The 26,459-nt window shown below is 66.3% G+C and carries 24 protein-coding genes; 14 read left to right on the forward strand and 10 right to left on the reverse strand.

What is annotated here, in order from left to right; all coding sequences use genetic code 11:
• Nucleotides 1-46: 46 nt before the first annotated feature.
• The gene (locus U4012_RS03740; protein WP_321796287.1) at nt 47-1,462 is read right to left on the reverse strand and encodes a heavy metal sensor histidine kinase; all 1,416 of its coding nucleotides are present in this window, start codon (nt 1,460-1,462) and stop codon (nt 47-49) included.
• On the reverse strand, nt 1,459-2,130 hold the full coding sequence (locus U4012_RS03745) for a heavy metal response regulator transcription factor (RefSeq protein WP_044848315.1): 672 nt from the start codon (nt 2,128-2,130) through the stop codon (nt 1,459-1,461). The genes U4012_RS03740 and U4012_RS03745 overlap by 4 nt, the downstream gene beginning before the upstream one ends.
• 266 nt (nt 2,131-2,396) lie before the next feature.
• Here U4012_RS03745 and U4012_RS03750 point away from each other — a divergent pair, with 266 nt between their 5' ends.
• The 8 genes from U4012_RS03750 to U4012_RS03785 all read left to right on the forward strand — a co-directional run bounded on the left by U4012_RS03750 (nt 2,397) and on the right by U4012_RS03785 (nt 9,920).
• Nucleotides 2,397-2,783 (forward strand): hypothetical protein, encoded by a 387-nt coding sequence (locus U4012_RS03750; protein ID WP_321796290.1) that lies wholly within the window; start codon nt 2,397-2,399, stop codon nt 2,781-2,783.
• A gap of 94 nt (nt 2,784-2,877) precedes the next feature.
• Nucleotides 2,878-3,183 (forward strand): hypothetical protein, encoded by a 306-nt coding sequence (locus U4012_RS03755; RefSeq protein ID WP_321796292.1) that lies wholly within the window; start codon nt 2,878-2,880, stop codon nt 3,181-3,183.
• On the forward strand, nt 3,180-4,844 hold the full coding sequence (locus U4012_RS03760; protein ID WP_321796294.1) for a TolC family protein: 1,665 nt from the start codon (nt 3,180-3,182) through the stop codon (nt 4,842-4,844). The genes U4012_RS03755 and U4012_RS03760 overlap by 4 nt, the downstream gene beginning before the upstream one ends.
• 1 nt (nt 4,845) lies before the next feature.
• Nucleotides 4,846-6,141, forward strand: a complete 1,296-nt coding sequence (locus U4012_RS03765) for a multicopper oxidase family protein (protein ID WP_044848319.1) — start codon at nt 4,846-4,848, stop codon at nt 6,139-6,141.
• Between the two features lie 73 nt (nt 6,142-6,214).
• Nucleotides 6,215-6,562: a copper-binding protein gene (locus U4012_RS03770; RefSeq protein WP_321796297.1), complete on the forward strand. Its 348-nt coding sequence runs from the start codon at nt 6,215-6,217 to the stop codon at nt 6,560-6,562.
• A gap of 14 nt (nt 6,563-6,576) precedes the next feature.
• Complete coding sequence (gene copC, locus U4012_RS03775) at nt 6,577-6,957, forward strand: copper homeostasis periplasmic binding protein CopC (protein ID WP_321796299.1); 381 nt, start codon at nt 6,577-6,579, stop codon at nt 6,955-6,957.
• Entirely contained in the window at nt 6,954-7,895 is a 942-nt protein-coding gene (locus tag U4012_RS03780; RefSeq protein ID WP_321796301.1) for a copper resistance D family protein, read from the forward strand. The genes copC and U4012_RS03780 overlap by 4 nt, the downstream gene beginning before the upstream one ends.
• A 213-nt stretch (nt 7,896-8,108) precedes the next feature.
• Complete coding sequence (locus U4012_RS03785) at nt 8,109-9,920, forward strand: ExeM/NucH family extracellular endonuclease (protein ID WP_321796304.1); 1,812 nt, start codon at nt 8,109-8,111, stop codon at nt 9,918-9,920.
• Nucleotides 9,921-10,246: 326 nt separating this feature from the next.
• On the opposite strand, the gene U4012_RS03790 is transcribed toward U4012_RS03785, so the two are convergent.
• Nucleotides 10,247-10,507, reverse strand: coding sequence for a hypothetical protein (locus U4012_RS03790; RefSeq protein ID WP_321796306.1), 261 nt, complete (start codon nt 10,505-10,507; stop codon nt 10,247-10,249).
• Nucleotides 10,508-10,757: 250 nt separating this feature from the next.
• Here U4012_RS03790 and U4012_RS03795 point away from each other — a divergent pair, with 250 nt between their 5' ends.
• Nucleotides 10,758-12,608, forward strand: coding sequence for a S10 family serine carboxypeptidase-like protein (locus U4012_RS03795; RefSeq protein WP_321796308.1), 1,851 nt, complete (start codon nt 10,758-10,760; stop codon nt 12,606-12,608).
• Between the two features lie 51 nt (nt 12,609-12,659).
• Entirely contained in the window at nt 12,660-13,088 is a 429-nt protein-coding gene (locus U4012_RS03800; RefSeq protein ID WP_044848324.1) for a hypothetical protein, read from the forward strand.
• 188 nt (nt 13,089-13,276) lie between these two features.
• On the opposite strand, the gene U4012_RS03805 is transcribed toward U4012_RS03800, so the two are convergent.
• Nucleotides 13,277-14,281 (reverse strand): helix-turn-helix domain-containing protein, encoded by a 1,005-nt coding sequence (locus tag U4012_RS03805; protein ID WP_321796311.1) that lies wholly within the window; start codon nt 14,279-14,281, stop codon nt 13,277-13,279.
• Nucleotides 14,282-14,537: 256 nt separating this feature from the next.
• On the opposite strand from U4012_RS03805, the gene U4012_RS03810 reads away from it, so the two are divergent.
• The 3 genes from U4012_RS03810 (at nt 14,538) to glyA (ending at nt 18,166) form a co-directional block, all read left to right on the forward strand.
• On the forward strand, nt 14,538-15,785 hold the full coding sequence (locus U4012_RS03810; protein ID WP_321796313.1) for a D-arabinono-1,4-lactone oxidase: 1,248 nt from the start codon (nt 14,538-14,540) through the stop codon (nt 15,783-15,785).
• Between the two features lie 33 nt (nt 15,786-15,818).
• Entirely contained in the window at nt 15,819-16,598 is a 780-nt protein-coding gene (locus tag U4012_RS03815) for a glucose 1-dehydrogenase (RefSeq protein WP_321796315.1), read from the forward strand.
• Nucleotides 16,599-16,918: 320 nt separating this feature from the next.
• On the forward strand, nt 16,919-18,166 hold the full coding sequence (gene glyA / locus U4012_RS03820; protein ID WP_124667788.1) for a serine hydroxymethyltransferase: 1,248 nt from the start codon (nt 16,919-16,921) through the stop codon (nt 18,164-18,166).
• 123 nt (nt 18,167-18,289) lie between these two features.
• On the opposite strand, the gene U4012_RS03825 is transcribed toward glyA, so the two are convergent.
• Complete coding sequence (locus U4012_RS03825; protein ID WP_124489854.1) at nt 18,290-19,822, reverse strand: amino acid permease; 1,533 nt, start codon at nt 19,820-19,822, stop codon at nt 18,290-18,292.
• Nucleotides 19,823-20,230: 408 nt separating this feature from the next.
• Nucleotides 20,231-21,241, reverse strand: a complete 1,011-nt coding sequence (locus tag U4012_RS03830; RefSeq protein ID WP_321796322.1) for a GlxA family transcriptional regulator — start codon at nt 21,239-21,241, stop codon at nt 20,231-20,233.
• 88 nt (nt 21,242-21,329) lie between these two features.
• Here U4012_RS03830 and U4012_RS03835 point away from each other — a divergent pair, with 88 nt between their 5' ends.
• A complete protein-coding gene (locus tag U4012_RS03835) occupies nt 21,330-22,445 on the forward strand; it encodes a DJ-1/PfpI family protein (protein ID WP_415750355.1) in 1,116 nt (371 codons plus the stop codon).
• A 242-nt stretch (nt 22,446-22,687) separates the two neighbouring features.
• Here the strand turns inward: U4012_RS03835 and U4012_RS03840 are convergent, their stop codons facing one another.
• The 4 genes from U4012_RS03840 to U4012_RS03855 form a co-directional block, all read right to left on the reverse strand.
• Nucleotides 22,688-24,172 (reverse strand): aminotransferase class V-fold PLP-dependent enzyme, encoded by a 1,485-nt coding sequence (locus U4012_RS03840; RefSeq protein ID WP_321796324.1) that lies wholly within the window; start codon nt 24,170-24,172, stop codon nt 22,688-22,690.
• A 268-nt stretch (nt 24,173-24,440) separates the two neighbouring features.
• Nucleotides 24,441-24,755 (reverse strand): TrfB-related DNA-binding protein, encoded by a 315-nt coding sequence (locus U4012_RS03845; RefSeq protein ID WP_044848364.1) that lies wholly within the window; start codon nt 24,753-24,755, stop codon nt 24,441-24,443.
• Nucleotides 24,756-24,773: 18 nt separating this feature from the next.
• Complete coding sequence (locus tag U4012_RS03850) at nt 24,774-25,031, reverse strand: PAAR domain-containing protein (RefSeq protein ID WP_321796652.1); 258 nt, start codon at nt 25,029-25,031, stop codon at nt 24,774-24,776.
• Nucleotides 25,032-25,102: 71 nt separating this feature from the next.
• A complete protein-coding gene (locus tag U4012_RS03855; RefSeq protein WP_321796328.1) occupies nt 25,103-26,446 on the reverse strand; it encodes a virulence factor in 1,344 nt (447 codons plus the stop codon).
• Nucleotides 26,447-26,459: the final 13 nt, after the last annotated feature.

A 26,459-nucleotide genomic window follows, 5' to 3' on the forward strand; every position in this document is an offset into this window, starting at 1 on the left:
TTCCAGGAAGCAATCGGTGTGCGCGCGCGGCGGCGTCACGCGCGTGTCATGCAGCGCCGGCCGGGAAATACAGCGCGAACGTCGTGCGTCCGCCCTGGCTCACGACCTCGACCTTGCCGCGGTGCAGTTCGACGATCGACTTGACGATCGCGAGCCCGAGCCCCGCGTTGCGCGCCGCGCCGTGCCGCGACGAGTCGATCCGGTAGAAGCGCTCGAAGATCCGCTCGATCTGTTCGGGCGGAATCGCCACGCCGCGGTTCGTGACTTCGACGACCGCGAAGCCGGGCCGGGTCGAGACGGCCAGCTCGATCGTCGACCCGGCTTCCGCGTGTTCGAGCGCGTTCGACGCGAGGTTGCTGACGGCGCGGCGGAACAGCGTCGCGTCCGCGACGACCGGCGCTTCGCCGCGCACGTCGAGCCGCACGCCGGCCTCGTCGGCCAGCGCCTGGAAATACGACGCGAGCCGACGCAGTTCGTTGCCGGCGTCGAGTTCGGCGGTCTTCAGGTGCTGCCGCGCGTTGTCCGTGCGCGCGAGAAACAGCATGTTCTCGATCATCCGCTGCAGCCGTTCGCATTCCTCGATGTTCGAATCGATCAGCGCTTCGTATTCCTCGGTGGTGCGCGCGCGCGACAGCGTGACCTGCGACGCGCTGATCACGTTCGCGAGCGGCGTGCGCATGTCGTGCGCGAGGTCGGACGAGAACTGCGACAGCCGCACGAACGCGCGCTCGAGCCGGTCGAGCATCCGGTTGACCGAGGTGGCGAGCTCGCGCAACTCGACCGGGCCGCCGCGTGCGTCGAGACGCGCGTTGAGGTTGTGCGCCTCGATGCGCGACGTCTGCCGGCCGAGGCTCTCGACCGGACGCAGGCCGCGGGACGCGACCGCGTAACCGAGCGCGCCGACCAGCAGCGCGCCGAGCGCGGCCGCGAGCCAGATGTCGACGCGATAGCTTTCGAGCAGCGACTGGCGATCGGCAGCCGTGCGCGCCACCGCGACCTGGACGGTTTCGCCCGACGGCAACGTGGCGCGTGCACGCACGCAGCGCGACGGGCCGATGCCGGGCGGCGCGCAGCTGAACGGGCTGGCGGCCGCGCGCGAGGCACCGGCCGGCTGCGGCCGTGCGATCACCGACGCGAGCGTGTGGCCGGCTGCGTCGGTGTGTTCGACGAGCGGGCGGTTCGCGCCGTCGTAGATGCCGAGATAGACGCCCGGATGCGACAGCAGCACTTCATGGAAGACGGCCGGGTCGGCGCGCAGGGCGGCGGTCGAGCCGCTCGCCCGCGCGAGCTGCAGGAACTGGTCGAGCTTGCCGGCGATTTCGATGTCGTCGCGCCGGGTCAATTCGGCGGACAGCGAGCGGTACAGGTACGCGCCGGTCAGCGCGAACACGAGCGCGGCCACGGCCGCGAACGCGAGCGTCAGGCGCCGGAGCAGCGAATACGGAGCGGGGCCGCCGGTCACGCGCGATCCTCGAGCACGTAGCCCATGCCGCGGATCGTGTGGATCAGCTTCTTCTCGTACGCGTTGTCGATTTTCGCGCGCAGGCGCTTGATCGCCGCATCGACGACGTTCGTGTCGCTGTCGAAATTCATGTCCCAGATCTGCGACGTGATGAAGGTGCGCGTCAGCACCTCGCCCTCGCGTTCCGCGAGCAGCTGCAGCAGCGCGAATTCCTGCGCGGTCAGGTCGATGCGGGTGTCGGCGCGCCGCACGCGGCGCTTGATCAGGTCGACTTCCAGATCGGCGACCTGCAGGATCTCGCGCGCATTGCGCGGCGCGCGCCGCAGCAGCGAGCGGATGCGGGCGAGGAACTCCGCATACGCGAATGGCTTGAGCAGGTAATCGTCGGCGCCCAGTTCGAGCCCCGTGACCTTGTCCTCGATCGCCTCCCGGGCCGTCAGCAGCAGCACCGGCGTCTGCTTCTGCGCGCGCAGGCGCCGGAGCACCTCGAAGCCGTCCAGTTCCGGCAGCATCACGTCGAGCACGACGAGATCGAAATCCTCGTGCAGCGCGAGGAACAGCCCGTCCTGGCCGTTCTCGGCCACGTCGACCGTGTAGCTCGCCTCCGTCAGCCCCTTGCGGAGGTACGACGCCATCTTGGGTTCGTCTTCGACTATCAGTATCCGCATGGTGGTGCAGGCCGTTGGTGATTCCGGCCGGTCAGTGTAACGCGTGAGCTTACGGCGCCGCGCGTGCGCGAAAGATGACCGGAGGATGACGGGATTGTCATCCGGCGCGCGTGCGATGCCGTGCCGCCCTTCATGAAAATCCGGTCATGTTTCGGCCATGTCGTCGTCACGCCGGCGGCGATAAGCTGCGGCCGTCTTGTGTCCGGAGCGCGCCGTCGCGGCGCCGCTCCCGTTCATCCGTTCATTGTCTGCCTGATTCCGCATCCATGTCGTACTGGCGCAAATTCATCCTCGTCGTGCTGCTGGCGCTGTGCGTGCCGCTCCAGTCGTTCGCGACCGGGTCGATGCAGTGCGCGGGCACGGTCGCTGCGGTGCCGCATGCGGAGCATGGGGCGAGCGCCGCTGCGCCCGCTGCGTCGCCTGCAATGCAGCGCATGCACGGCGAACCGCATGAGCACGACAACCACTCGCGGCATGCGACGCCTTGTTCCGCCTGCGGATCCTGCTGTTTCGGCACGGGCATGGCGGCGGTGCCCGCGGTGCCCGTTACGTCGGACATCGGTACCGCAATCGTCTCTTTCGCGCCTTCGACCGTCGTCGTGTCGTTCCTGACCGGCGGCATCGACAGGCCGCCGCGCCGGATTTCCGTCTAGTCCCTGCCCGCGGCCACCGGCCGCGATCCACAAACGGTGCCGGCGAACGCCCGACGTCCGCCGCACGACTCACGACTCACGACGAGAAACATCCATGCGATTGATCATTGCGGCGCTGCTTGGCGCGGCGAGCCTCGTGCCGTCGCTCGCGCCCGCGCAAACCGCCTTTCCCGATCCAGTCGATGCGGCCGCGTCGGTGCCGGACGTCACGACGACGTCCGCGTTCGACGGCTACGTGCCGTATCGCGACGACGCCGGCCCGGGCTGGAAGCAACTGAACCGGGACGTGATGGAGCGGCCCGCGAAGGGGGCCACGAAGGGACCCGCGACCGGACACGCGAAGCCCGGAAACCCGGCGGGCGGCGCAGCCCATTCGATGCACGGAGAGGCCGGGCAATGATGCGATTTGCGATTTCACCGCGATTCGGCGCGACCATGCTCGCGCTGGCATTTCTCGCCGGCTGCACGACGTTTTCGAAGGACGGCGGCTTCGACGCCGTGTCGTCCGCCGCATCCGAGCGCATCGGGAAGGACGCGGTCATCGTCAGGACCGATGCCGACCGCGAAGCCGTCGACAAGCGGACGAAGGAATTGCTCGCGAAACCGCTGTCGATGGACGACGCGGTGCAGCTTGCGCTGCTGAACAATCGCGGCCTGCAGGCGTCGTATGCGGAACTCGGGCTGTCGGAGGCCGATCTCGTGCAGGCCGGCCGGTTGCCGAATCCGCGCTTCTCGTTCAGCCGCACGCGGGCCGGCGACGGCGAACTGAGTCTCGGCCGCACGTTCTCGGCCAATGTGTTCGCGCTGCTGACGCTGCCGCTCGCGACGAACATCGAACGCCGCCGCTTCGAGCAGACCAAGCTCGAAACCGCCGACGCGATGCTGACGGTCGCGGCCGACGCGCGCCGTGCGTATGTCGAAGCCGTCGCCGCCGAACAGGCCGCGAACTATGCGCAACAGGTGCGCGACGCCGCGAGCGCGGCCGCCGAACTCGCGCTGCGCATGCGGCAGGCCGGCAATTCCAGCCGGCTCGACTACGCACGCGAACAGGCGTTCCATGCGGACGCGGTCGCGCAGCAGGCGAAGGCGCAGCAGCAGGCGGTGGCCGCGCGCGAGAAGCTCACGCGCGCGATGGGGCTGTGGGGCGAGCGCACGCGGTACGCGCTGCCCGAGCGCTTGCCCGACCTGCCGAACGCACGCCCCGATCTGCCCGATCTCGAGCGCTATGCGATGCACAACCGCCTCGACATCCAGGCCGCGAAGCTGCGGACGCAGGGCGTCGCGTCGTCGCTCGGGCTCAGCAAGGCGACACGCTTCGTCAACGCGGTCGATCTCGGCTACGTGAACAACTACGAGACCGGCAAGGGGCACGAGCACGGCTACGAGATCAGCGTGGAGATTCCGCTGTTCGACTGGGGCGGCGCGAAGGTCGCGCGGGCCGAGGCCGTCTACATGCAGTCGGCGAACCGGCTCGCGCAGACGGCCATCGACGCGCGCTCGGAAGTGCGCGAATCGTATGCGGCATACACGACGCGCTACGACGTCGCGAAGCACTATCGCGACGAAGTCGTGCCGCTGCGTAGAACGATCTCGGACGAGTTGCTGCTGCGCTACAACGGGATGCTCGCGAGCGTGTTCGAGCTGCTGGCCGATGCGCGCGAGCAGGTCGGCGCGGTGAATGGCTACATCGATGCACTGAAGGACTACTGGCTCGCTGAAACCGATCTGCAGGCGGCCGTCGGCGGCCGCCTGCCGACTGGGCAGACAACGCAGGCGCAGCCGACGCAGGCAACGCAGGCAACGCAGGCAACGCAGGCAACGCAGGCAACGCAGCCAGCACAGCCAGCACAGCCAGCACAGCCAGCACAGCCAACACAGCCAACACAGCCAACACAGCCAACACAGCCAACACAGCCAACACAGCCAACACAGCCAACACAGCCAACACGGCCAACGCCACGCGCGGACGCTCCCGCCGCATCCACGCCCGACGCTGCGTCGCGGCCGGCTTCTTCACCCGTGGCGCAACCGGCGCCCGCAACGCATCCGGAAGGTCATTGACATGGTGTCCCGTCGACAATTTCTCAGCGGCTCGGGTGCCGCGCTGCTCGGTGCGGCGATGGTCAGCAAGGCCGGTGCGGCATCGCTGCCCGAAGCGCCCACGATGGCGAAGGCCGGCACGCAGCCGCCGCTCGTGCCGCCCAACGGCCGCCCGTACACGCCCGTCGCGACGCTGAACGGCTGGACGCTGCCATGGCGCATGAAGAACGGCTGGAAGGAGTTCCACCTGACGGCCGAACCCGTCGTGCGCGAGATGGCGCCCGGGATGAACGCGAACCTGTGGGGCTACAACGGCCAGTCGCCGGGCCCGACGATCGAGGCCGTCGAAGGCGACAAGGTCCGCATCTTCGTGACGAACCGCTTGCCCGAGCACACGACGATCCACTGGCACGGGCTGCGGCTGCCCAACGGCATGGACGGCGTCGGCGGCCTTACGCAGCCGCATATCCCGCCCGGCAAGACCTTTGTCTACGAGTTCCAGCTGGAGGCGCACGGCACGTTCATGTATCACCCGCACGCCGACGAGATGGTGCAGATGGCGATGGGGATGATGGGCATGTTCATCGTGCATCCGAAGGATCGCGCGACGATGCCGGTCGATCGCGACTTCGTCTTTCTGCTCGCCGCGTACGACATCGATCCGGGCAGCTACACGCCGCGCGTCAACGAGATGACGGACTTCAACATGTGGACGTTCAACTCGCGCGTGTTTCCGGGCATCGACCCGCTGCCGGTGCGGGCGGGCGATCGCGTGCGGATTCGTTTCGGCAACCTGACGATGACGAACCATCCGATCCACCTGCACGGCTACAGCTTCGAGGTGGCCGGCACCGACGGCGGCTGGATTCCGCCGGCGGCGCGCTGGCCGGAGGTGACGGCCGACGTCGCGGTCGGCCAGATGCGCGCGATCGAGTTCACCGCCGATCGTCCGGGCGACTGGGCGTTCCATTGCCACAAGTCGCACCACACGATGAATGCGATGGGCCACCAGGTGCCGAACCTGATCGGCGTGCCGCAGAAGGATCTCGCGCAGAAGATCGGCAAGCTCGTGCCCGACTACATGGCGATGGGCAGCACCGGCGGCGCGATGGGCGGCATGGAAATGCCGCTGCCCGACAACACGCTGCCGATGATGACGGGCACCGGCCCGTTCGGGCCGCTGGAGATGGGCGGCATGTTCACGGTCTGCAAGGTGCGGCAGGGGCTCGGCCGCAACGACTATCGCGATCCGGGCTGGTTCCGGCATCCGAGGGGCACCGTCGCGTACGAATACACCGGCGAATTGCCGGACGGTTGAGCGGCAGGCAGCATGCGGCGGCCGCGACGATGCGGCCGCCGGTTTTCGTTTCATTCACTCAGGAGCACGCACGATGAAGAAGGAACTGGTTTCGATTGCAACGGGTTGCATGCTGGCGTTTTCCGCCGCGTCGTACGCGGCCGGCGACATGACCGGCATGGATATGAGCGGCGGCGCGATGCAGGGCGCCGACGCGAAGCGCGGGATGTCGCACGGCGAGATCCGCAAGATCGATACGGGCACGGGCAAGCTGACGATCAAGCACGGTCCGCTGGACAACCTCGGGATGGACGCGATGACGATGGCGTTCAAGGTGAAGGACACGGCGATGCTGTCGCAAGTGAAGGTGGGCGACAAGGTCGACTTCGTCGCCGAGGACGTGAGCGGCGCGCTGACCGTCGTCGAGCTGAAGAAGCCGTGATGGCGGGCATGACCATGAAGATCACCACTCTGGGGCGGCTGGCCGCCCTCGCCACGGCCGGCGCGATCGCCGCCGCCGTGCCGGCCGCGGCATTCGCGCACGGCAAGCTGGAAAGCGCCGCGCCGGCGACGGGCAGCACGGTCGACACCGCGCCCGACACGTTGCGGCTGACGTTCAACGAAGACCTCGAACCGGCGTTCAGCTTGGTGAAGGTGTCGGACGCGAGCGGCAACGCCGTCGCGCACGAAAAGGCGAAAGTCGATGCGTCGAACCCGCGGGTGATGACCGTCGCGATCCCGAAGCTCGCGCCCGGCGCGTACACGGTGCAGTGGGTGGCGATGACGGCCGACGCGCATCGCACCAAGGGTACCTATACGTTCAGGGTGAAGGGGTGAACGAGGGCTTCGTCGGCCTCCTGAGGCTCGTGTCGGTGGCGATCCAGAACACCGGATTCGCCGTCGTCGTCGGCGCGCTGCTCGGCAGCCACTGGCTCGCGCGCGGCGAGTCGGCGTGGCAGCACGGCATCGCGCGGCGTCTCGTCGCGACGCTGCGCATCGCGTCCGCCGTGTCGCTGCTCGCGAGCACCACCGCGTTCTGGGCGCACTGCGCGCTGATGAGCGACGTGTCGATGCTGGACGCCGGGCCGGCCGTCCGCTCGATGCTCGCCGGCACCGGCTTCGGCCACGCGTGGCTGGCCAGTGCGGTGTTCACGGCGGTCGTCGTGCTTCTGTCATTGCTTCGGCATGCGAACGACACGCGCTTTCCGTTCGCGATGTGGGCCGCACTCGCGGGCGTCGCACTCGCGCGCAGCAACGGCGGGCATCCGGTCGACGCGGGGCTGTTCAGCGTGCCGGTGTGGGTCGACTGGCTGCATCTGCTGGCGATCAGCGCGTGGGTCGGGCTCGTGTTCGTGACTGCGTTCGGCGTGATGCCGCGTCTTGCCGGCATGCCGACGAGCGAACGCGCGACCGGCGCTTCGTTCGTGCAGTCGCTGTCCGATGCGTCGACGTATGCGTTGATCGTGCTGTTCGCGACCGGCGCCTACAACGGCTGGCGCGGTGTCGATACGCCCGCGAACCTGCTTGCGTCGACGTACGGACAGATCCTGCTGTTCAAGCTCGCGCTCGTACTGATCGCGGCGGCGCTCGGCGGGCACAACCGGTTCTTCGAGATGCCGAAGCTGCTGGCGGCGCTGAAGGACCCGGACGCCGCGACGCCGGCCGGCCTGTTGCGCCGGTTCGGCGCGGTGCTGCGGATCGAGGCGGTCGTGCTGGCCGGCGTGCTGATGGTGGCTGCCGTGCTCGTGTCGAGCGCGTTGCCGGGGACGGTTTAGCTCCACGGTTGGCGGGGCGAAGCCGGCATCGGGAAATCGTCGCAACAGGGGACGGGATTCATCAGGCGATTTCCCGCTTTTCGACCGCGGGCGCGCGGTCGATCGCCATCGCGCAGCGGTGTCAAAGATTACGTTCATCTGTCTTCCGGTTACTAACAACTGTCATCGAGCGCCGCTAAGCTTTCGCTATCCTCACAACCGGGATTCCCCGCCATGCGCTCGACAATCCGCCTGTTTGCCCCGCTATTGCTGCTTCCCACGCTTGCCGCACCGGTCTTCGCCGCCACTGCCGCCCCCGTCAGCCCGAACTGCGGCGGCAGCACGACGCCAATCGCCGACATCCAGGGGCCGGGTGCGCCGTCGCCGCTCGCCGGCCAGAACGTGTCGATCGAAGCGGTCGTCACCGCCGATTTCGGCGGCACGGACGGCTTCGGCGGCTTCTTTGTCCAGCAGGCCGACGCGCAGCGCCGCAACCAGCCGGGCGTGTCCGAAGGGCTGTTCGTCTATGCGCCGAAAGCGCGCGCGAAGGCCGGCGATCTCGTGCACGTGAGCGGCAGGGTCGAGGAAAAATACGGGCAGACGCAGCTGACGCTGTCGGGCGCGATCGCGGTGTGCGCGAACGGCCAGACGGTCACGCCCGCGACGCTCACGCTGCCGGTCGACAACCCGAACGCGTTCGCCGCGTACGAAGGGATGCGCGTGCGCCTGCCGCAGACGCTCACCGTCACCGACAACTACGAACTCGGCCGCTACGGCAGCGTGATGCTGAGCAACGGCCGCCTGCACACGCCGACGAGCGTGGTGCCGCCGTCGCAGGCACAGACGCAGATCGATGCGAACGCACGCAACCGGCTGATCCTCGACGACGGCTCGAACAAGCAGAACCCGGCGACCGTGCCGTATCCGGCGCCCGAACTGTCGGCCGCCAACACGCTGCGCTCGGGCTACACCGTGCGCGACGTCGAAGGCGTGCTCGAGGTGCGTTACGGCGCATGGCGCGTGCAGCCGCTGCCCGGCGCGGCCGCGCCGGCGTTCGACGCGCGTGCGAACCCGCGCACCAACGCGCCGACGCGCGATCCGAAATCGAACCTGCGCGTCGCGTCGTTCAACGTCCTCAACTACTTCAACGGCAACGGTCTCGGCGGCGGCTTCGACGATCCGAACAACCGCGGCGCGAAGAGCTACCCGGAATTCCAGCGCCAGGAAGCGAAGATCGTCAGCGCGCTGAAGGCGCTCGACGCCGACGTGATCGGCCTGATGGAAATCCAGAACAACGGCTACGGCGAACTGAGCGCGGTGCGCCAGCTCGCGGCGAAGCTCGGCAGCCACTGGCGCGTGGTCGACCCGGGCACGTCGCGCCTCGGCGGCGACGCGATCACGGTCGCGATGATCTACGACAGCCGCGCGGTCGAACCCGTCGGCCGCGCGTCGACGCTCGCGATCGACGACAAGAACCGCCAGCCGCTCGCGCAGTCGTTCCGCCGGATCGGCGGCAAGCAGGCGCTGACGATCGCGGTCAACCACCTGAAGTCGAAGAACTGCCCGGACGCGGCGAACGACGATCTCGACCAGGGCGACGGCCAGGGCTGCTGGAACCCGACGCGCACGCGCGCGGCCGCGAAGCTGGCCGACTGGCTTGCCGGCACGCCGACGGGCGTCGCGGGGCAGGGCACGCTGCTGATCGGCGACTTCAACAGCTACACGTACGAAGACCCGATCCGCCTGCTCGAATCGCGCGGCTACCGCAACCTCGTGTCGCGCTGGATCGGCGCGAACGCGTACAGCTACGTGTACAACGGCGAAGCCGGCTACCTCGATCACGCGCTCGCGTCGCTGCCGCTCGCATCGCACGTGAAGGCCGTGCACGAATGGCACATCAACGCGGACGAGCCGCTCGCGCTGCAGTACACGCTCGCGTACAAGTCGGCCGAGCAGCAGAAGACCTTCTACGCGCCGGATGCGTATCGTTCGTCGGACCACGATCCGGTGCTGATCGATATCGCGCTGCCGGGCGGCGGGCGCTGATCTCCTCCACGTCGAACCTCTGAAGTACGGCGTGCGGCGCTGCCGCACGTCGTCGCGTGAGTCGGCGGCGGCGCGCAAATCATGCGCTGTCGCTCGCTCACCGGCCTCTCTCTCCTCCACGCATCACGTGCCCGATTCGCGATCGCCGCAATCCGATCCGGAACGCGTGGCGCGAATGATCGCTTCTTCGTTGCGAATACCCGCGTATTGCGCATCAATGCCGTTCAGTGCATCCGATGGTTTTATTCCGACACCGAGTAAATAATTCCTCCGTGCCTCATGCAAATAGTCTGAATCGGTATTTTATGGATGATGTCGGGCTTTATTCAATGATTCGCTCTAATCGAATTCGGATAATTAAAATGAAAGAAAAATCCTGTCGATTTGAATGGCTTTTGCGCACGATTCCAATACTCGCCAAGCGCTGCGGGACCTGCGCAAAACGGACGGCATTTCAGGAAAAATGATTCACGCAACGTGTCCAGTTCGAACAATCGTTTTTCTTTCAAATACCAGACACTGACCGCCGTTCGCATCATAAGAGATTTTTTAATATCGGAATGATCTTTGACAACGCGGCGCAGCACCGCCTATTTTTGTCATGTCGTAAATATTGGTAATACGATAAGTCGTCGAAACTGCCAGGGGGCGGCGTTCCCGCATCATTCTCCGCCAGCAGTTTGCTGTGTCTGTATCAAGTTCAGTCTCTCGAAGAAGTCCATTCCCCAACCGCCGTCTGCCGACCGTGCAACGCGAGTGGCGGGTATGCCTGCGCGTTTTTCGCCGGCGATGGCGGCCTGTGTGAAGCGGTATCCGACCCAACACAAGGATCGAGGCATGAAACCAGACAGGAGCATTACCGGCAGCCGCCGCGCACGTCGCGGCCGGCTGGCCGGGCTAGGCGCATTGACCGTCGTGACGATGGTGCTCGCGGGCTGCGGCGGCGACGATTCGTCGTCGGTCGGCGCATCGAGCCTCGCGCAGGCCACCGCCAGCCAGCAGGCCGGCGCGCAACAGGCGGCCGGCAGCCAGACGCCGGCGGCGAACCAGCCTTATGTCGACCCCGTCGCCTATTCGATGAACGCGACCGACGGCCTTGCGGCCGCGCAGGTCTCGGAGAAGGCGGCGGTGATGCATTACCAGTGGCAATCCGGCGGCACGACGGTCAGCTACACGACGACCACCGGCCACCTGACCGCGCAGGACGCGAACGGCAACGCGGAAGCGTCGATGTCGTACGTCGCGTACACGGTGCCGAGCACGAACGGCAAGCCGCGCCCCGTCACGTTCGTCTACAACGGCGGCCCGGGCTCGTCGTCGATCTGGCTGCGGCTCGGCTCGTTCGCGCCGACGCGCGTCGCCACACCCGATCCGCTGTTCGGCAGCAACTGGCCGAACTATCCGCTCGTCGACAACGCGGAAAGCCTGATCGACACGACCGACCTCGTGTTCATCGACCCGCCGGGAACCGGTCTGTCGGAAGCCGTGCTGCCGAACACCAACCAGAAGTACTGGGGTTCGGATGCGGACGTCAACATCATGCGCGACTTCATCCAGCGCTACCTGAACGTCAACAATCGCGGCACGTCGCCGATCTACCTGTACGGCGAATCGTACGGCACGCCGCGTACCGACATGCTCGCGCTGGCGCTCGAATCGGCCGGCGTGCACCTGACGGGGATCGTGCTGCAGTCGGCGATCCTGAACTACTTCGCCGATGCGGTGGAAGCGGTCGCGATCACGCAGTCGACCGAGGGGCTGCTGCTCGAGACCGATACCGTGGCCGGCTACCTGCCCGGCTATGCGGCGGTCGCGGCGTACTTCAACCAGGTGTCGCCGGCGCCGGTCAATCCCTATCTGTATGCACTGCAGACCGAGTTGTTCACAACGCTGATCTACAACCAGCTGCAGCAGTACTCGCAGTCGTGGGTGCTGAGCCAGCTCGGCATTCCGGACGCGCTCGGCACGCCGGTGTTCCCGAGCGATGCGACGCTGACGCTGTGGTCGTTGCCGTCGAGCCTCACGCAGCACGCGCTGCGCGACTACTTCAACGCGAATCCGTTCGGCACGAACCTGGTGCCCGGCACGACGATCGGCCGCTACGACGGACGCGTGTCGTTGCCGAACGCCGACCCGCGGCTGCAAACGGACGGCGATCCGTCGGACATCCTGATCTCGCAACCGTTCACCAACGCGCTCGCGACGCAGATGCCCGACTACCTCGGCTACACCGCGCCGAACGCGACCTACCTGCCGCTGAACGACAACATCATCCAGGTGTGGGACTTCTCGCATGACGGCCAGCCGATGCCCGACACGATCCCCGATCTGCTCGGCGCGCTGCAGCTCAATCCGAAGCTCCGGGTGCTCGCGGAGAACGGCCTCCACGATCTGGCGACGCCGTTCTTCAACACCGAGAAGCAACTCGCGCGGCTGCAGACGGTGAAGGGGCTGAACCCGAAGCTGCAGGTGAACTTCTTCCAGGGCGGGCACATGACGTATCTGGACGACGTGGCCCGTCCGCAGATGAAGCGCGACCTGAAGCTCTTCTATCAGGGCCGGCGGATTCCGACCGCGCTGACGCTGCACACGCTGCCGCCGCCGTGGCCGGACGAGAACCCGGCCGGCACGCCGACCGGCGCCGCGCCGGGCGCGACCACCGCGACGACGCTGGCAGCGGCACCGTAAACCGTAAACGACGGACTCCTTGCGAAAAGGAACCCTCTATTCATCCATTGAATGCGAGTGATCATGTCCCTAATCAACTTGATGCGGCGTATGTCCCCGTTGATCGTCCTCGGTGCCGTGATGAGCAGCGCCCACGCATTGCCGCCGCAGGCGGTGGCGCCGGTGAAGCTGCCGCGCGGCGGGCACGGCGTCGACGGCCCGTTCTTTCCTTCGACCCGCGTGGCACCGGTATTGCCGTCGACCGGCGCGACGCTGCAGCAGCAGGCGCAGAAGCGCGTCGATGCCCGACTCGGCGGCAACACGGTACTGAGCAACGGCGCGGCGGTGACGAAAGCGCAGGCGCAGAGCGGCGGGCTCGGGTTCGTCGCGAAGCACTTCGACGAGATCGATGCGAAACACACCGGTCGCGTGACGATGAGCGACGTGCGGCAGTTCATCCAGCAGCGGCAGGTGCAGGCGCAGCAGGAACAGCAGGAGTGACGGTGTAGCGAGGTCGCGCGCGGGAGGGCGGCCGGTGTCGGCCGGTGCCGATGGGGGCCGGCCGCTCGACCGCGGCGGCGGCCTGCCTTCAACCTGCCGCGGCGCACGTTCGGCCGCGGCTTTCTTCATCGAAGTTCGGTTCATGCGCGGGCAATGCGAAGCCGCGTCATGCTTCACGCGATCGACGCTCAGCCTTCCCGGTGCGCGTAGCGCCTCACCGTCGCCGACGGCAACTCGCCGAACATCGCGCGGTAGTCCTGCGCAAAACTGCTCAGGTGCCAGAAGCCCCACTTCGTCGCGGCCGACGTCACGGACCCGCCGAGCCGCAGCTCGCGGCGAACGTGATTCAGCCGGACCGCGCGCAGGTACGCGATCGGATTCAGGTTGAGCGTGTCGTTGAACGCGTACTGCGCGGTACGCCGGCTGATGCCGAGCTGCACGCACAGTTCGGCGATCGACAGCGGGCACGTCGACGCATCCTGCAGCCGCGCCTGCACCGCGTTGACGAGCGACCAGTACTTCGTCGGCCGCGTCGCGAGGGCGTTCGCATCCGGCGCGGGCATCGTCATCGCTTCCGAAATCGCATACAGCACGGTCCGTTCGAGCAGTTCGATCCGCGCCGGCGTCGTCACGTCCTCGATCGGCGTGCTCTTCGCGGCCGCGGCCATCGTGTGGCGCAGCAGGTCGCGCAGGCGGTCCGCGACCTGGGGCGTCATCGGGATCAGCGGCGCGAAGGTGCGCGCGCGCAGCGACGCGGCGAGCGTGCGCATCGCCTCCGTCGACAGCTTGTCGGGCTCGATCTCGACGTTCACGAGCACGTGCCGGTCGGGCGAATAGAACTCGAACACCGGCTGGCTGGAAAACACATGGAGGCTGTCGCGCCCGCTCTTCTCGCCGCACATGCGCGCATGGCCTTCGAGTTCCAGCGGCACGGCCACCGCGATGCGGTCCGACGGCACCGCGCCCTGCTGCAGGATCACCTTGTCGAGGTCTTCGACCAGGAGCCGGATGCCGCCGAGCGACACGATGGACGACGAACCATGAAACCGGCCGCCCGAGATCTGCGTGTAGTTGAGATGCCAGCCGTCGAAGATCCGCGCCTGTTCCTCCACGTCGGTGAACGCGCAGAACGCCACCGCGCGTGCGAACGGCGGGGCGCCGGAAAAATCGCTCGGATCGGCGGACGGCGTCATCGGAGTCGGGAAGGGGCGGGCCGGATCGACGCATTGTAGCCGTTGCGCGCGCCGGTCAAAAACCCCGGCGGCCCGATTCCCGGAGAAAACCCTCGCTTGCCGAAATCCGATAGTGAAAAGCCGGCCGGCGCAATACCTTTGGTACGAACGGAACACAACGCATCGCGCCGGCGCCGGGAGCATCCCGCTTCGTTGCCGGACGAACCGAACACGGCTGCCGGCGCGGGTCCGGCGGCACTTTTCTGGAGAGACGTCGATGGAGCTTCCACGTGGCGGGTTCTGGCGGAACTGGGTCGGCAATCAGTCGTGCGTCGCCGCGCACATGGCGTCGCCGACCAGCGAGGCGGAAATCGCCGAACTGGTGCAGGCCGCGACGCGCCAGGGCAAGAACGTCCGATGCTCGGGATCGGGACATTCGTTCACGCCGATCGTCGCGACGAGCGGCCTGCTGCTGTCGCTGAAGGACTACGAGGGCATCGTCGCGGTCGACGAGCGACGCAAGCGCGTCACGGTGAAGGCCGGCACGCGGATCAATGCGGTGACGCGTCATCTGAAGGACATCGGTTTCTCGCTCGTCAACCAGGGCGACATCGATTCCCAGGCGATTGCCGGTGCGCTCGCAACCGGCACGCATGGCACGGGGACGACGCTGAGCAACCTGTCGTCGCAGGTGGTCGGGATGCGGATCGTTCGCCCCGACGGCTCGATCATGGAAGTGAGCGACCAGCAGGACCTCGATCTGCTGCACGCGACCCAGGTGAACCTCGGCCTGTTCGGCGTGGTGTCGGAGCTGACGCTGCAGGTGACCGACGCGTTCTGGCTGCACGACCGCGTATGGCGCGAGGACTTCGAGGCGCTGATGGAACAGTACGACGACCTCGCGGCGAAGCATCGCCATTTCGGGTTCTTCTGGTGCCCGACGTCCGAAAGCCGGCACCTGTACTGCCTGCCCGATACCACGAAGGTGTCGAATTCGAAGAAGGACTACGACGTGTGCGAGATCAAGGTGATGGACATCACCGACGAGCGCACGTTCTACGAAGGCGAGCACGAGAAGATCGCGTACAGCTCCGAGGTCTACGCGATTCATTACGTCGCGAACTTCCACGAGCTCGAATACGCGGTGCCCGCCGAACACGGCAAGGAGGCGCTGCGCCGCGTGCGCGAGCTGATCCTCACGAAGCATCGCGACTGCATCTTCCCGGTCGAGTACCGCTTCACGAAGGGCGATCCGGCGTGGATCAGCCCGTTCAATCATCAGGACAGCGTGACGATTTCGTGCTCGGGCGGTCCGAACGGCGTCGACTACTGGCCGTTCCTGAAGGACGTCGACGACATCCTGCGCGACTACGGCTCGCGTCCGCACTGGGGCAAGCTGCACTTCACGAACCGCGACGACGTGGACCGCTGGTTCCCGAAGGCCGAGGCGTTCCGCGAACTGCGCCGCAGCGTGGACCCTGAAGGCCATTTCCTCAACGATCATCTTCGGACGCTGTTCAGCTGAGCGGTCCGAACGAACCAGACTGGAGAACGACTCATGAATGTCAAGATCGACGGGCGCCTGGCCGGCAAGGTCGCGATCGTGAGCGGCGGCGCGGGCGGATGCGGTGCCGCCGCGTCGGAACTGTTCGCCGCGCAAGGGGCGAAGGTGGCGATCATCGACCGCGACGGCGACGCGGCCGACACGCTCGCGGCGCGGCTGCGCGATGCCGGCTTGCAGGCGATCGGCCTCGGCGCCGACGTGTCGAAGCAGTCGGACGTGCGGAACGCAGTCGATGCGGCCTGCAAGCAGTTCGGCAACGCGGACATCCTGTTCAATCACGCGGGCACGCTGATCGTCAAACCGTTCCTCGACATCGAGGAGTCGGAATGGGACTGGCTGATGGGCGTGAACGTGAAGAGCATGTTCCTGATGACGCAGGCCGTGCTGCCGCAGATGCTGGAAAAAGGGCGCGGCAGCATCGTCTGCACGTCGTCGATCTCGGCTGTTTGCGCGACGCCGGGCGAAGTGCTGTATGACGCGACCAAGGGCGCATGCCACATGTTCGCGCGCGCGATCGCCGTCGAATACCGCGATCGCGGCATCCGCTGCAATGCGCTCGCGCCCGGGTTCATCCGCACGCCGCACGGGATGCGCGAGCTGAGGGATCTGCAGGCGATGGGCGTGGACGCGACCGAAGCGGCTATCGCAGTGCAGCAAGGCCGGCTGTGCGAGCCGTCGGAAGTGGCGGCGGCCGCATTGTTCCTGGCGTCGGACGAATCGAGCTTCGTCAACGGCACCCATCTGTTCGTCGACAACTGTTTCTCCGCCGTTTAGGCCCCGATATTCGCAGGAAGCCGACGGGCAGGCGCGAGCTCCCCAGGAACGGCAGGTTCTGTCGAAGGTTCCGCAGCGATGCGGACCTTCGATTTTTTTTGCCGGTTCGCCGCGCGATGTGTCCTAGCGGATTGTCGTAATCCTTCTATCTGAACGAATTTGCGTCTGCTGGAATGGCAATGCCGAATCACCGTTCAGCCGGCGTCGCGGGGCGGCATGGTTGTCGACGTCATCGAGCGCCGGTCCGGCGCTCGACTTCGCGGGTCCGGGCAAGTCCGGCCCACCAGGGTCAATCCATCACTCTCTTTTGATCAATCATCATGTTCAATCGCACTACCAGCACCGTCGCCAACGTCGATCCGGAACTCTGGACTGCCATTCAGGACGAGAACCGCCGCCAGGAAGACCACATCGAGCTGATCGCGTCGGAAAACTACACGAGCCCGGCCGTGATGGCCGCACAGGGTTCGCAGCTCACGAACAAGTACGCGGAAGGTTATCCGGGCAAGCGCTACTACGGCGGCTGTGAGTATGTCGACGTGGTCGAGCAGCTGGCGATCGACCGCGTGAAGCAGCTGTTCGGCGCGGAAGCCGCGAACGTGCAGCCGAACTCGGGTTCGCAGGCGAACCAGGGCGTGTTCTTCGCAATGCTCAAGCCGGGCGACACGATCATGGGGCTGAGCCTCGCGCACGGTGGCCACCTGACGCACGGCTCGCCGGTGAACATGTCGGGCAAGTGGTTCAACGTCGTCAGCTACGGCCTGAACGAACAGGAAGACATCGACTACGACGCGGCCGAGAAGCTGGCTAACGAGCACAAGCCGAAGCTGATCGTCGCGGGCGCATCGGCGTTCGCACTGAAGATCGACTTCGAGCGTCTCGCGAAGATCGCGAAGTCGGTCGGCGCGTACCTGATGGTCGACATGGCGCACTACGCGGGCCTGATCGCAGCGGGCGTGTACCCGAACCCGGTGCCGCACGCGGACTTCGTGACGACGACGACGCACAAGAGCCTGCGCGGCCCGCGCGGCGGCGTGATCCTGATGAAGGCCGAGTACGAGAAGCAGATCAACTCGGCAATCTTCCCGGGCATCCAGGGCGGCCCGCTGATGCACGTGATCGCGGCGAAGGCGGTGGCGTTCAAGGAAGCGCTGTCGCCGGAGTTCAAGGAATATCAGCAGAAGGTCGTCGAGAACGCACGCGTGCTGGCTGAAACGCTGGTCAAGCGTGGCCTGCGGATCGTGTCAGGGCGCACCGAAAGCCACGTGATGCTGGTGGACCTGCGCGCGAAGAACATCACGGGCAAGGCAGCGGAAGCGGCACTCGGTGCTGCGCACATCACGGTGAACAAGAACGCGATCCCGAACGATCCGGAAAAGCCGTTCGTGACGAGCGGCATCCGCCTGGGCTCGCCGGCGATGACGACGCGCGGCTTCGGACCGGCGGAAGCGGAGAAGGTCGGCAACCTGATCGCCGACGTGCTGGAAGCTCCGGAAGATGCCGCGACGATCGAACGCGTACGCGGTCTGGTCGCGGAGTTGACCCAGCGTTTCCCGGTCTACGGCTGAGACGCGGCAATCGGGTTCGACTGCCGACGCGGTTGAACCTCGCGCGTTCCGAAGCGATGTAAAAAAATCCGGCTCGCACACCGCGAGCCGGATTTTTGGCGCTGTGTGCGAATGGGTGCCGCGTCACACGGTCGGATCGACGTTCGCCTCGAGTTCGCGAATACGCTCGTCGTTACGCGTGTCCTTGAGCACCGGCGGCCCGGCGAAGGACTTGCGCACGCCGAACCCGTACCAGATCACCATCAGCACGCCCACGAATGCGACGAGCACGTAGAGCACCTTCTCGTTCGGCGGCTGGATGCCGACGTACGCGAGCACGCACGCGCCCACCAGCGCGAGCAGCGCGCACGGCTTCGACCAGATGCCCAGCTGGAACGGGCCCTTTTCGGTCCACGTGCGCCCTTCGGCGAGCATCCCGGAACCGATCGGCATCGCATACGAGATGAACAGGAACACGGCGCTGCCCGCGCTCAGTACCGAGAACGCGTCGCCGTACAGCGTGACGACGATCGCGAGCACCGCGCAGGTCCAGATTGCCGGGCCGGGCGTCCGGTGATTGTGATTCACGCTGCGCAGCAGCTTCGACGCCGGCAGCCCGCCGTCGCGCGCGAACGCATACATCATCCGCGACGTCGACATGATCGCGGCGAGCCCGCACACGTAGTTGATGAAGAACATCGCGAGCTCGAGGCAGACGCGCAAGGTCTTCGGGATCGGCGCGAGGATGGCTTCGAAGAAGCCGGTGCCCTGTTTCATCGCGGCGGTCAGGTCGGGCATGACCAGGACGAACGTGCACACCATCACGTAGCCGAACACCGCGGACCAGAACACCGAGCCGATGATGCCGCGCGGCACGTTCTTCGCCGCGTCGTGCGTTTCTTCCGACGTATGCGCGGACGCGTCGAAACCGGTGATCGTGTAGGTCACCAGCAGCAGGCCGGACAGGAACGCGAGCGGCGTGGTCTGCTTCGGCCAGGCGCCGCCGTCGACGCCCGTGTAGTTGGTGAAGGTGACGAGCCGATGCAGGTCGAACGTGACCGGCGAGTAGACCAGCAGCGACACGACCAGCGCGATCGTCACGACGAAGATCAGGTAGCCGGACAGGTCGGTGATCTTGCTCGCGATCCGGATGCCGCGTGCGTTCAGGATCGCCTGCGAAATCGTGATGACCGTGATGAACGCGGTCTGATGCCACCACGTCAGGCTGTCCGGACCGACACCGAACATCGGTGCGATCAGCGTCTTGAAGAACGGATCGTAGGTGCCGAAGTTGATCGCCGCGATCACGAAGATCAGGCCGATCAGGTTGAGCCACGCCGTCATCCACCCCCATTTCTTCCCGCCGAGGATCGCGCCCCAGTGATAAAGGCCGCCGGCGGTCGGAAACGCGGACGCGATCTGCGACATCGACACCGCGACGATCAGCGCGAACAGCGAGCCGAGCGGCCAGCCGAGGCCGACCGAGGCGCCGCCGGCCGCGGAAAACGCCAGTTGAAACGCGGTGATGCCGCCCGACAGAATGCAGATCACCGAAAACGACACGGCGAAGTTCGAGAAGCCGTTCATGCGTCTCGACAGCTCCTGCGCATATCCCATCTTGTGGAGGAGGCTTACGTCGCTGTCGATACCTGCATCAGGCTGGATTTTCGCATCCATATTCGCTCCGTCACGTATGTCCTGCGAGGCAGGACCGTCATCGCTGCCCGGGCCCGGTGCTGCGGCCCGCTCCTGGAATTCGTCGGCGGGCACGCGTTGTCATGCATCGATGGCGATCGCGTATCCGGTCCGATACGGAACGGTATGAAGCCAAATCTCGCGGCGATATCGGATTTCGGCAATCCGGCGAAACTCCGGACGGGTGCACCGTTCGGGGGCATCGCGTGGCGGGCTGAATATTTGTAAGGAATCCATGTGGATCGGGATGATCCGTACTTGTCGAAATGCGACAGCCGGGGAAAAAGTACGCTCCCGTGAAGGGCGACATGGCCCGCAATCGCTTTCTGAAGTCGACCGCGCCCCGTATCGCAATCCCGTGAGTCGGCCCGGCCGGGAACCTGGAGCGGCCTACTCGGCTTGCTGCTTGCCGGGTTTCCGTCCGAACCGCGCACGGTAGTCGCGCGGCGATATCCCGACCCGCTTCGCGAATGCACGTTGCAGCGCATCCACGCTGCCGAACCCCGAACGTTGCGCGACCCGTTCGAGCGGCCAGTCTGCCCGCTCCAGCAGCGCCTTCGCGCGCTCGACGCGTGCGGCCAGCACGAATTGCGCGGGCGGGAGCCCCGTCTCCTTGAGGAAATTGCGCGCAAACGTGCGCTCGCTCATGTGCAGGCGCGCGGCCAGCGCGGCGACGCCGAGGTCGCCGGTCGGGTCGTCGGCGATCGACGTGAGCAGCGCGCGCATCGGTGGCGTCGCGTTTGCCTGGATGTCGAGACCGACGCTGAACTGCGCCTGTCCGCCGGGACGGTGCATGAAGAGCACGAGTTCGCGCGCGACCGCGAGCGCGGTCGGCGCGCCGCAGTCGGCCTCGACGAGTGCGAGACACAGGTCGATGCCGGCCGTCACGCCGGCCGACGTATGAAACGGCGGATCGCTCACGTAGATCGCATCCGGCTCGACCCGCACGTCGGGGCAAAGCGCCTGCAGCGTCGCGCACTGATTCCAGTGCGTGGTGGCGCGCTTGCCGTCCAGCCATCCGCCCGCGGCGAGCACGAACGCGCCCGTGCAGATGCTCGCGATCCGCCGCGTGCTCGCGATCCGCGTGCGCAGCCAGGGCAGCACGCCGGCGTTCGACGCCGCGTGCCGCAGCGCCGCTTCGCTGCCGCCTGCGACGATGATCGTGTCGATGCGTTCGGGCAACGCCGCAAGCGCGGTCGGGCCGGCAAGACGCAGGCCCGCGTGCGTGACGATGTCGTTGCCGTGTTGCGATGCGAGCGTGAGCCGATAGCGCGGGACATGCCCGGGAAGATGGCGGTTCGCGACCGCGAACACTTCCATCGGGCCGGTGATGTCGAGTGACTGGACGCCTTCGAAGCCGACGACGACGATGTCGCGTGCCGGACCGGTTGACTGGGGCATGGCGGAAAGTGCGGTGGAGTTGTCATTGTGACCGCGTGCATGATCCTTGTAATTTTCCGCACATGCAATCGATTGACGCGGGTGGGCGATGCGGGAATGGAACAGAAACGGGGCGATGCGCGTGGCGGTTGCGCTGCTCGTATGCGCGGTGCTGGGCGCGTGCATGTCGGGGCAGTCGGGGCCGTCGGCCGCGCACGGCGCACGAACGGTCACGCAAACGCTGAGCGTGAACGCACCGAAGGCGGGCCGCACGCGGCCGCTCGTTGCGATCGTCGCGGACAATGCCGGAACGGAGACGACCGATTTCATCGTCCCGTACGCGATTCTGAAGACGTCGGGCGCGGCCGATGTCGTGGCCGTGTCGGCCGACGCCGGCGCCGTCGAACTGATGCCCGCGCTGCGGATCCTGGCCGATACGACGTTCGACCGGTTCGACGCGGACGTGCCCCTCGGCGCGGACGTCGTGATCGTGCCGGCCTTGCATCGTGCCGACCGGCCGGCCGTGCTCGCGTGGCTGCGCAAACAGGCCGCTGCCGGCGCCACGATGGTGGCGATCTGCGATGGCGCGGCCGTGCTCGCGAACGCCGGGCTGCTGCGCGATCGCATCGCGACCGCGCACTGGTATTCGCGCGACGGGCTGCGTCGCCGTTTTGCCGATACGGCGTGGGTCGACGATCGCCGCTACGTGATGGACGGCAACGTGATGACGACGAGCGGCGTGTCGGCGTCGATTCCCGCGTCGCTTGCGTTGGTGAATGCGCTGGCGGGGCCGGTGGCCGCGCGCGAAACGGCACGCGACATCGGCGCGCACGGATGGAGCGACGTTCACGACGGCAGCCGGTTCGGGTTGACCGCGCGTGCCCTGGCGACCGCACTGACGAATCGCGTCGCGTTCTGGCGGCATCGGACCTTCGATCTGCCTGTCGCGAGCGGATTCGACGAACTTCCGGTTGCGCTCACGGCGGATGCGTGGGCGCGGACGTGGCGCAGCGACATCGTCGCAACGGCGGACGCGCACGTGATCGAATCGAAGCACGGGCTGCGCTTGCTGACGCAACCGGCCGATGCCGGCCACGCGCGCGTGACGATTCCGGACGGGCGGCGCGGCGACGCGGTGCTGCCCGGTGTGCTCGGCGACGTCGCGGCGCGCTACGGCGACGCGACGTCGGACTGGGTGGCGCTGCAACTGGAGTATGCGAAGTAGCGGCTGCCGGGCTTGCGCGTTACCCGGTGCAAACCGTGCCTCCGACGCCGGAAAAGGCCCGAGCGGACGATGTCCCGATCGACGAGCCCGGCCGGTGCCAGCGGACATGCGCGCAGCACTTCGCGCTTTCCACCGACTTGCATTCGGCGTTTGATCGCGACGCCCGGGCGGCCACGCGTCGAAACGTCGGTTTCGAGCATGAACGTGGACGCGCGCGATGCTTCGTTACATGCGGGCTGCGCTCAGGCCGTCGCCGTCCGCCGCGCCGTCAGCCGGTTCCACAGCATCCCGGCGCGGCTTCCGCTTCGACAATAGGCGAGCACCGGCTTCGGCAGCGCGTCGACCAGCGCGCCGAACGCGTCGACTTCCGCATCGTCGATCCGGTCGCGTTCGACCGGCAGATAGCGCGCGTCGAGGCCCAGTTCGCGCGCAGCGGCGGCGATTGCCTCGAAAGCCGGTTGATCGGCGCTTTCGCCGTCCGGCCGGTTGCAGATCACCGCGCGAAAGCCGGCGCTGCGGATCGCTTTCAGGTCCGCCGGCGTGATCTGTCGCGATGCGGTGAACCCGGTCGCTGCCGCGGCCCGGCATTGCTCGAGTGCGCGCGCGAAACATGCGATCGCGAAATCGACGTCCTGTTCCGTCGTGAAGCGGCCGAAGCTGATCCGCACCGTGCGGCCCGCGGCTTGCTCGTCGAGGCCGATCGCGGTCAGCACGTGGGACGGCGCGCCGCTGGTCGAGTTGCATGCGGAGGTCGACGACACGGCGAGCGCATCGCCGAGCATGAACGGGAAGAAGCCCGGCACGTTCACCGTGAGGCTCAACGTGTGCGGGATGCGGCGTGCCGCTGCCGCGTTGTGCGTGATGTCGCCGAGCGCGAGCAGTGCGTCCTTCAGGCGTGCGCTGAGTGCCGCGATCCGCGCGGCTTCGCGCTCGAGTTTTTCAGCGGCCAGTTCGCACGCCACGCCCATGCCGACGATCTGGTGCGTTGCGAGCGTGCCCGAGCGCAGGCCGCGCTCGTGCCCGCCGCCGTGGATCTGCGGTGCGATGCGCTCGGCGATCTCGCGGCGGACGAACAGCGCGCCGATACCCTTGGGGCCGTACACCTTGTGCGCGGACATCGACAGCAGGTCGATGCCGAGCGCGCGCACGTCGATCGGCGTCTTGCCGAGCGCCTGCGCGGCGTCGACGTGCAGCAGCGCGCCGGCCGCATGCACGATGCGCGAGATCGCGCCGATGTCGGTCAGCGTGCCGAGTTCGTTGTTGACGAGCATCAGCGACACGAGGCCCGTATCGGGGCCGATCGCCGCGGCCACGGCGTCGACGGTGATTTCGCCGTCGGCGGTGGGTGTCAGGTAGGTCGCGGTCATGCCGCGCTTCGACAGGTTCGCCATCGTGTCGAGGATCGCCTTGTGTTCGATGCGGCTCGTGACGAGGTGGCGCTTGCCGGTCGCGGTCTCCGCGTAGCCCTTCAGCGCGAGGTTGTTCGATTCGGTGGCGCCGGAGGTCCAGACGATCTCGTCGGCCTGCGCACCGATCAGCGCGGCGACCTGCGCGCGTGCGTGCTCGACCTTTTCCTTCGCGAGCCGGCCGGCGGCGTGCGAACTCGACGCGGGATTGCCGAAGATGCCGTCGGCACCGAGGCAGGCCGTCATCGCTTCGATCACGCGGGGATCCGCGGGGGTGGTGGCTGCGTAGTCGAGGTAGTGCAGCGGGGTGGTATCGCTCATGTCCTTCTCTGGTTCTTTCTCTTCGGAATGGGAGAAATGATACGAGGGAGGACGGGGAAAAAGGATCCAAAGTTGGCTGGGAATTCAGAGCGATGTGGAATAACGTTTTCTTTTTGTTTGATATGGGGGAATTTGTTTTCGTCCGGGCCTGATAGAAGATCGGGAATTGTTCATGCGGATGCCGGCGCGGCCGGGCGCTGCCGATGGGCGTTGCCCGGCCTGCCTGCGACGTATCGGATGTCCGTGAACGCCTTGAGGGGCGCGTCGATCACGTCAACTCGTCTTGATCGGGCTGATTCGATAAACGATGCGCGTCCTGCACCCAGGCATGCAGCGCTTGCTCATATTTCGTCGGGATCGTAATCGTGAGCGTGGTGAGGTGCGTGACGTTGCCCGGTAGTTCCAGATACCGCTGCCACGCCTTGCGAACGAGCTGCGACATTGCCGAGCGGTTCATACCCAGTTTCGCGGCCAGCTCCCGCTGTGGGCGGCCCTTCACGAAAATCTCGTGCAGGGCCCATTGGTTCAACGGTTTGATCCGGGTATCTTGAAGCCGCAGCAGCTGGAACTGTTCGGCGGTCATGCGTCGTATCTTCAGCATTCAGGGGTGCCCGGAGCTCGGAATGGAAGAAATGAGCGTCGCGCCGCACGAAGTCTTGTGACCGTCGAATGCGGCGGCCCGACCTTCGACGTTGAAGGCAGCGTCGCCGGCGGCAATCGTGCAGGCGCCGTGGATCGGACACGAACACGTGTCGCCGAAGCGCGCGACCGCGCGCCCCATGACCTTGCTGATTTCGGCGCCGGACTCGACCCGGCCGCCGTGGGTATGGCTGTCGCCTACCCGGATGATTCCTCGCATGTGACTCGTCCTCTCGATGATTCGCGCGGCATTGGTGTTTTGCTCGCCACATGCCGCGGTGCTGGTTGGCGTCACCACGAATAGCCTTGCATGCCGTAGTCGGTGTCGTGTCGGCGTCCCCACCACGGGAGGTACGCGTTGTTGCCGCCGCGTGCACGGAACCAGTCCTGGTCCGGATCGATCGGGGTGAGCTTCGACGGTGGCTTGACGACGACCGCGACAGGGTGCTCGGGGTCGGTCGTGCCGGCTACCAAGGCGTTGCCGCCGAAGTGGTTGATCCGGCCGATTGCGAGTGCGACGTCGGTCAATGCGCTGCCGGTTCCCATGTCGCCGAGCAGGGCGGCCGTGTTGAAGGTCTGATTCCTGTGGTCGTATTCAGGAAGGGTTTCGGTCAAGGTCTGCGCGAGCGAGACAACGCGTGACGACGCTGCGTCGCTGGGTACACCTGCGTCGTGGACGATGTAATTCAGGTCGGTAACCGCAATGCCGGCGTTGCGTGCTGCTTCGCCGATCGTGGCTTTCCATGCCTGCACCGTTCGCGTCGTGCCGACCTTCGGCGAAAAATCGTGCGTGTTGCCAGTTGCGGCCTTGCCGATCCAGGCGAGCGGCTCGCGCTCGGTGTTGAAGTTCGGGCCGGCGAGGAACAGCACGACGAGGTTTTCGTTGATCTGCGCATCCGTGGGCGGGAAGTTCGGGGCGTCCCAGTTCATTGCCCATACGGTCTTGTCGGGGTTCGCCTGTAAATAGTCCAACGCGTTATTCAGCGATGTGAAGCCGGCGTTTGCGCCGCCTTGGGTGATTTGCACGTCGGGAGGCGTGCCGCGGCTCCACATCGTCGGGAAATGCCGGTTGCCGATCGAGAACGTCTTTCGGATCGAGTCTTTCAAGTAGGTTTGCGAGTCGTCGATTTCGAGTCGATTCGGAATGGCAAGTTCGACACGAATGCCCGCCAGTTCGCGCCAGTCATTTTTATTGGCCGGGCTCACCGTGTAGAAATATTTCGGATTGGATGCATAGCGTGAGCTAAGTAGGAGCGGAAACTTGTACATGTACTTGTGGTAGAAGCCCTTGAACGTTTCCTCGCCCTCATTGCCGTAAACCAACGCCCCAATCGACTGAAGCGTGGAAAATGACTTCGGGTCGGTGCGCACCATGTCGTCGTTCTTGTTCGGTGCGGCGAGCCCTTGCGTCCACAACAATTGCCATTCGGTCGGATAGTCCATGCGTTGCAAAGGATTCAACCAAATCAGACCGACCACCTGCGCGACGAAGGGCTTCACCGGCTTCTCGGCTGCCAGCGCCATATTCCCTACAGCCTCCTTGGCAGGCGCAGCTTGTGCCGGACGCATCACTGACGTGGTCAACAGAAACACCATGAGCGCAGCCAGGCCAGGTACAACAATGAAGCGTTTCATCCAATCTCCTATT

The sequence above is a fragment of the Burkholderia sp. BCC1988 genome (assembly GCF_905339895.1).
GTDB lineage: Bacteria > Pseudomonadota > Gammaproteobacteria > Burkholderiales > Burkholderiaceae > Burkholderia.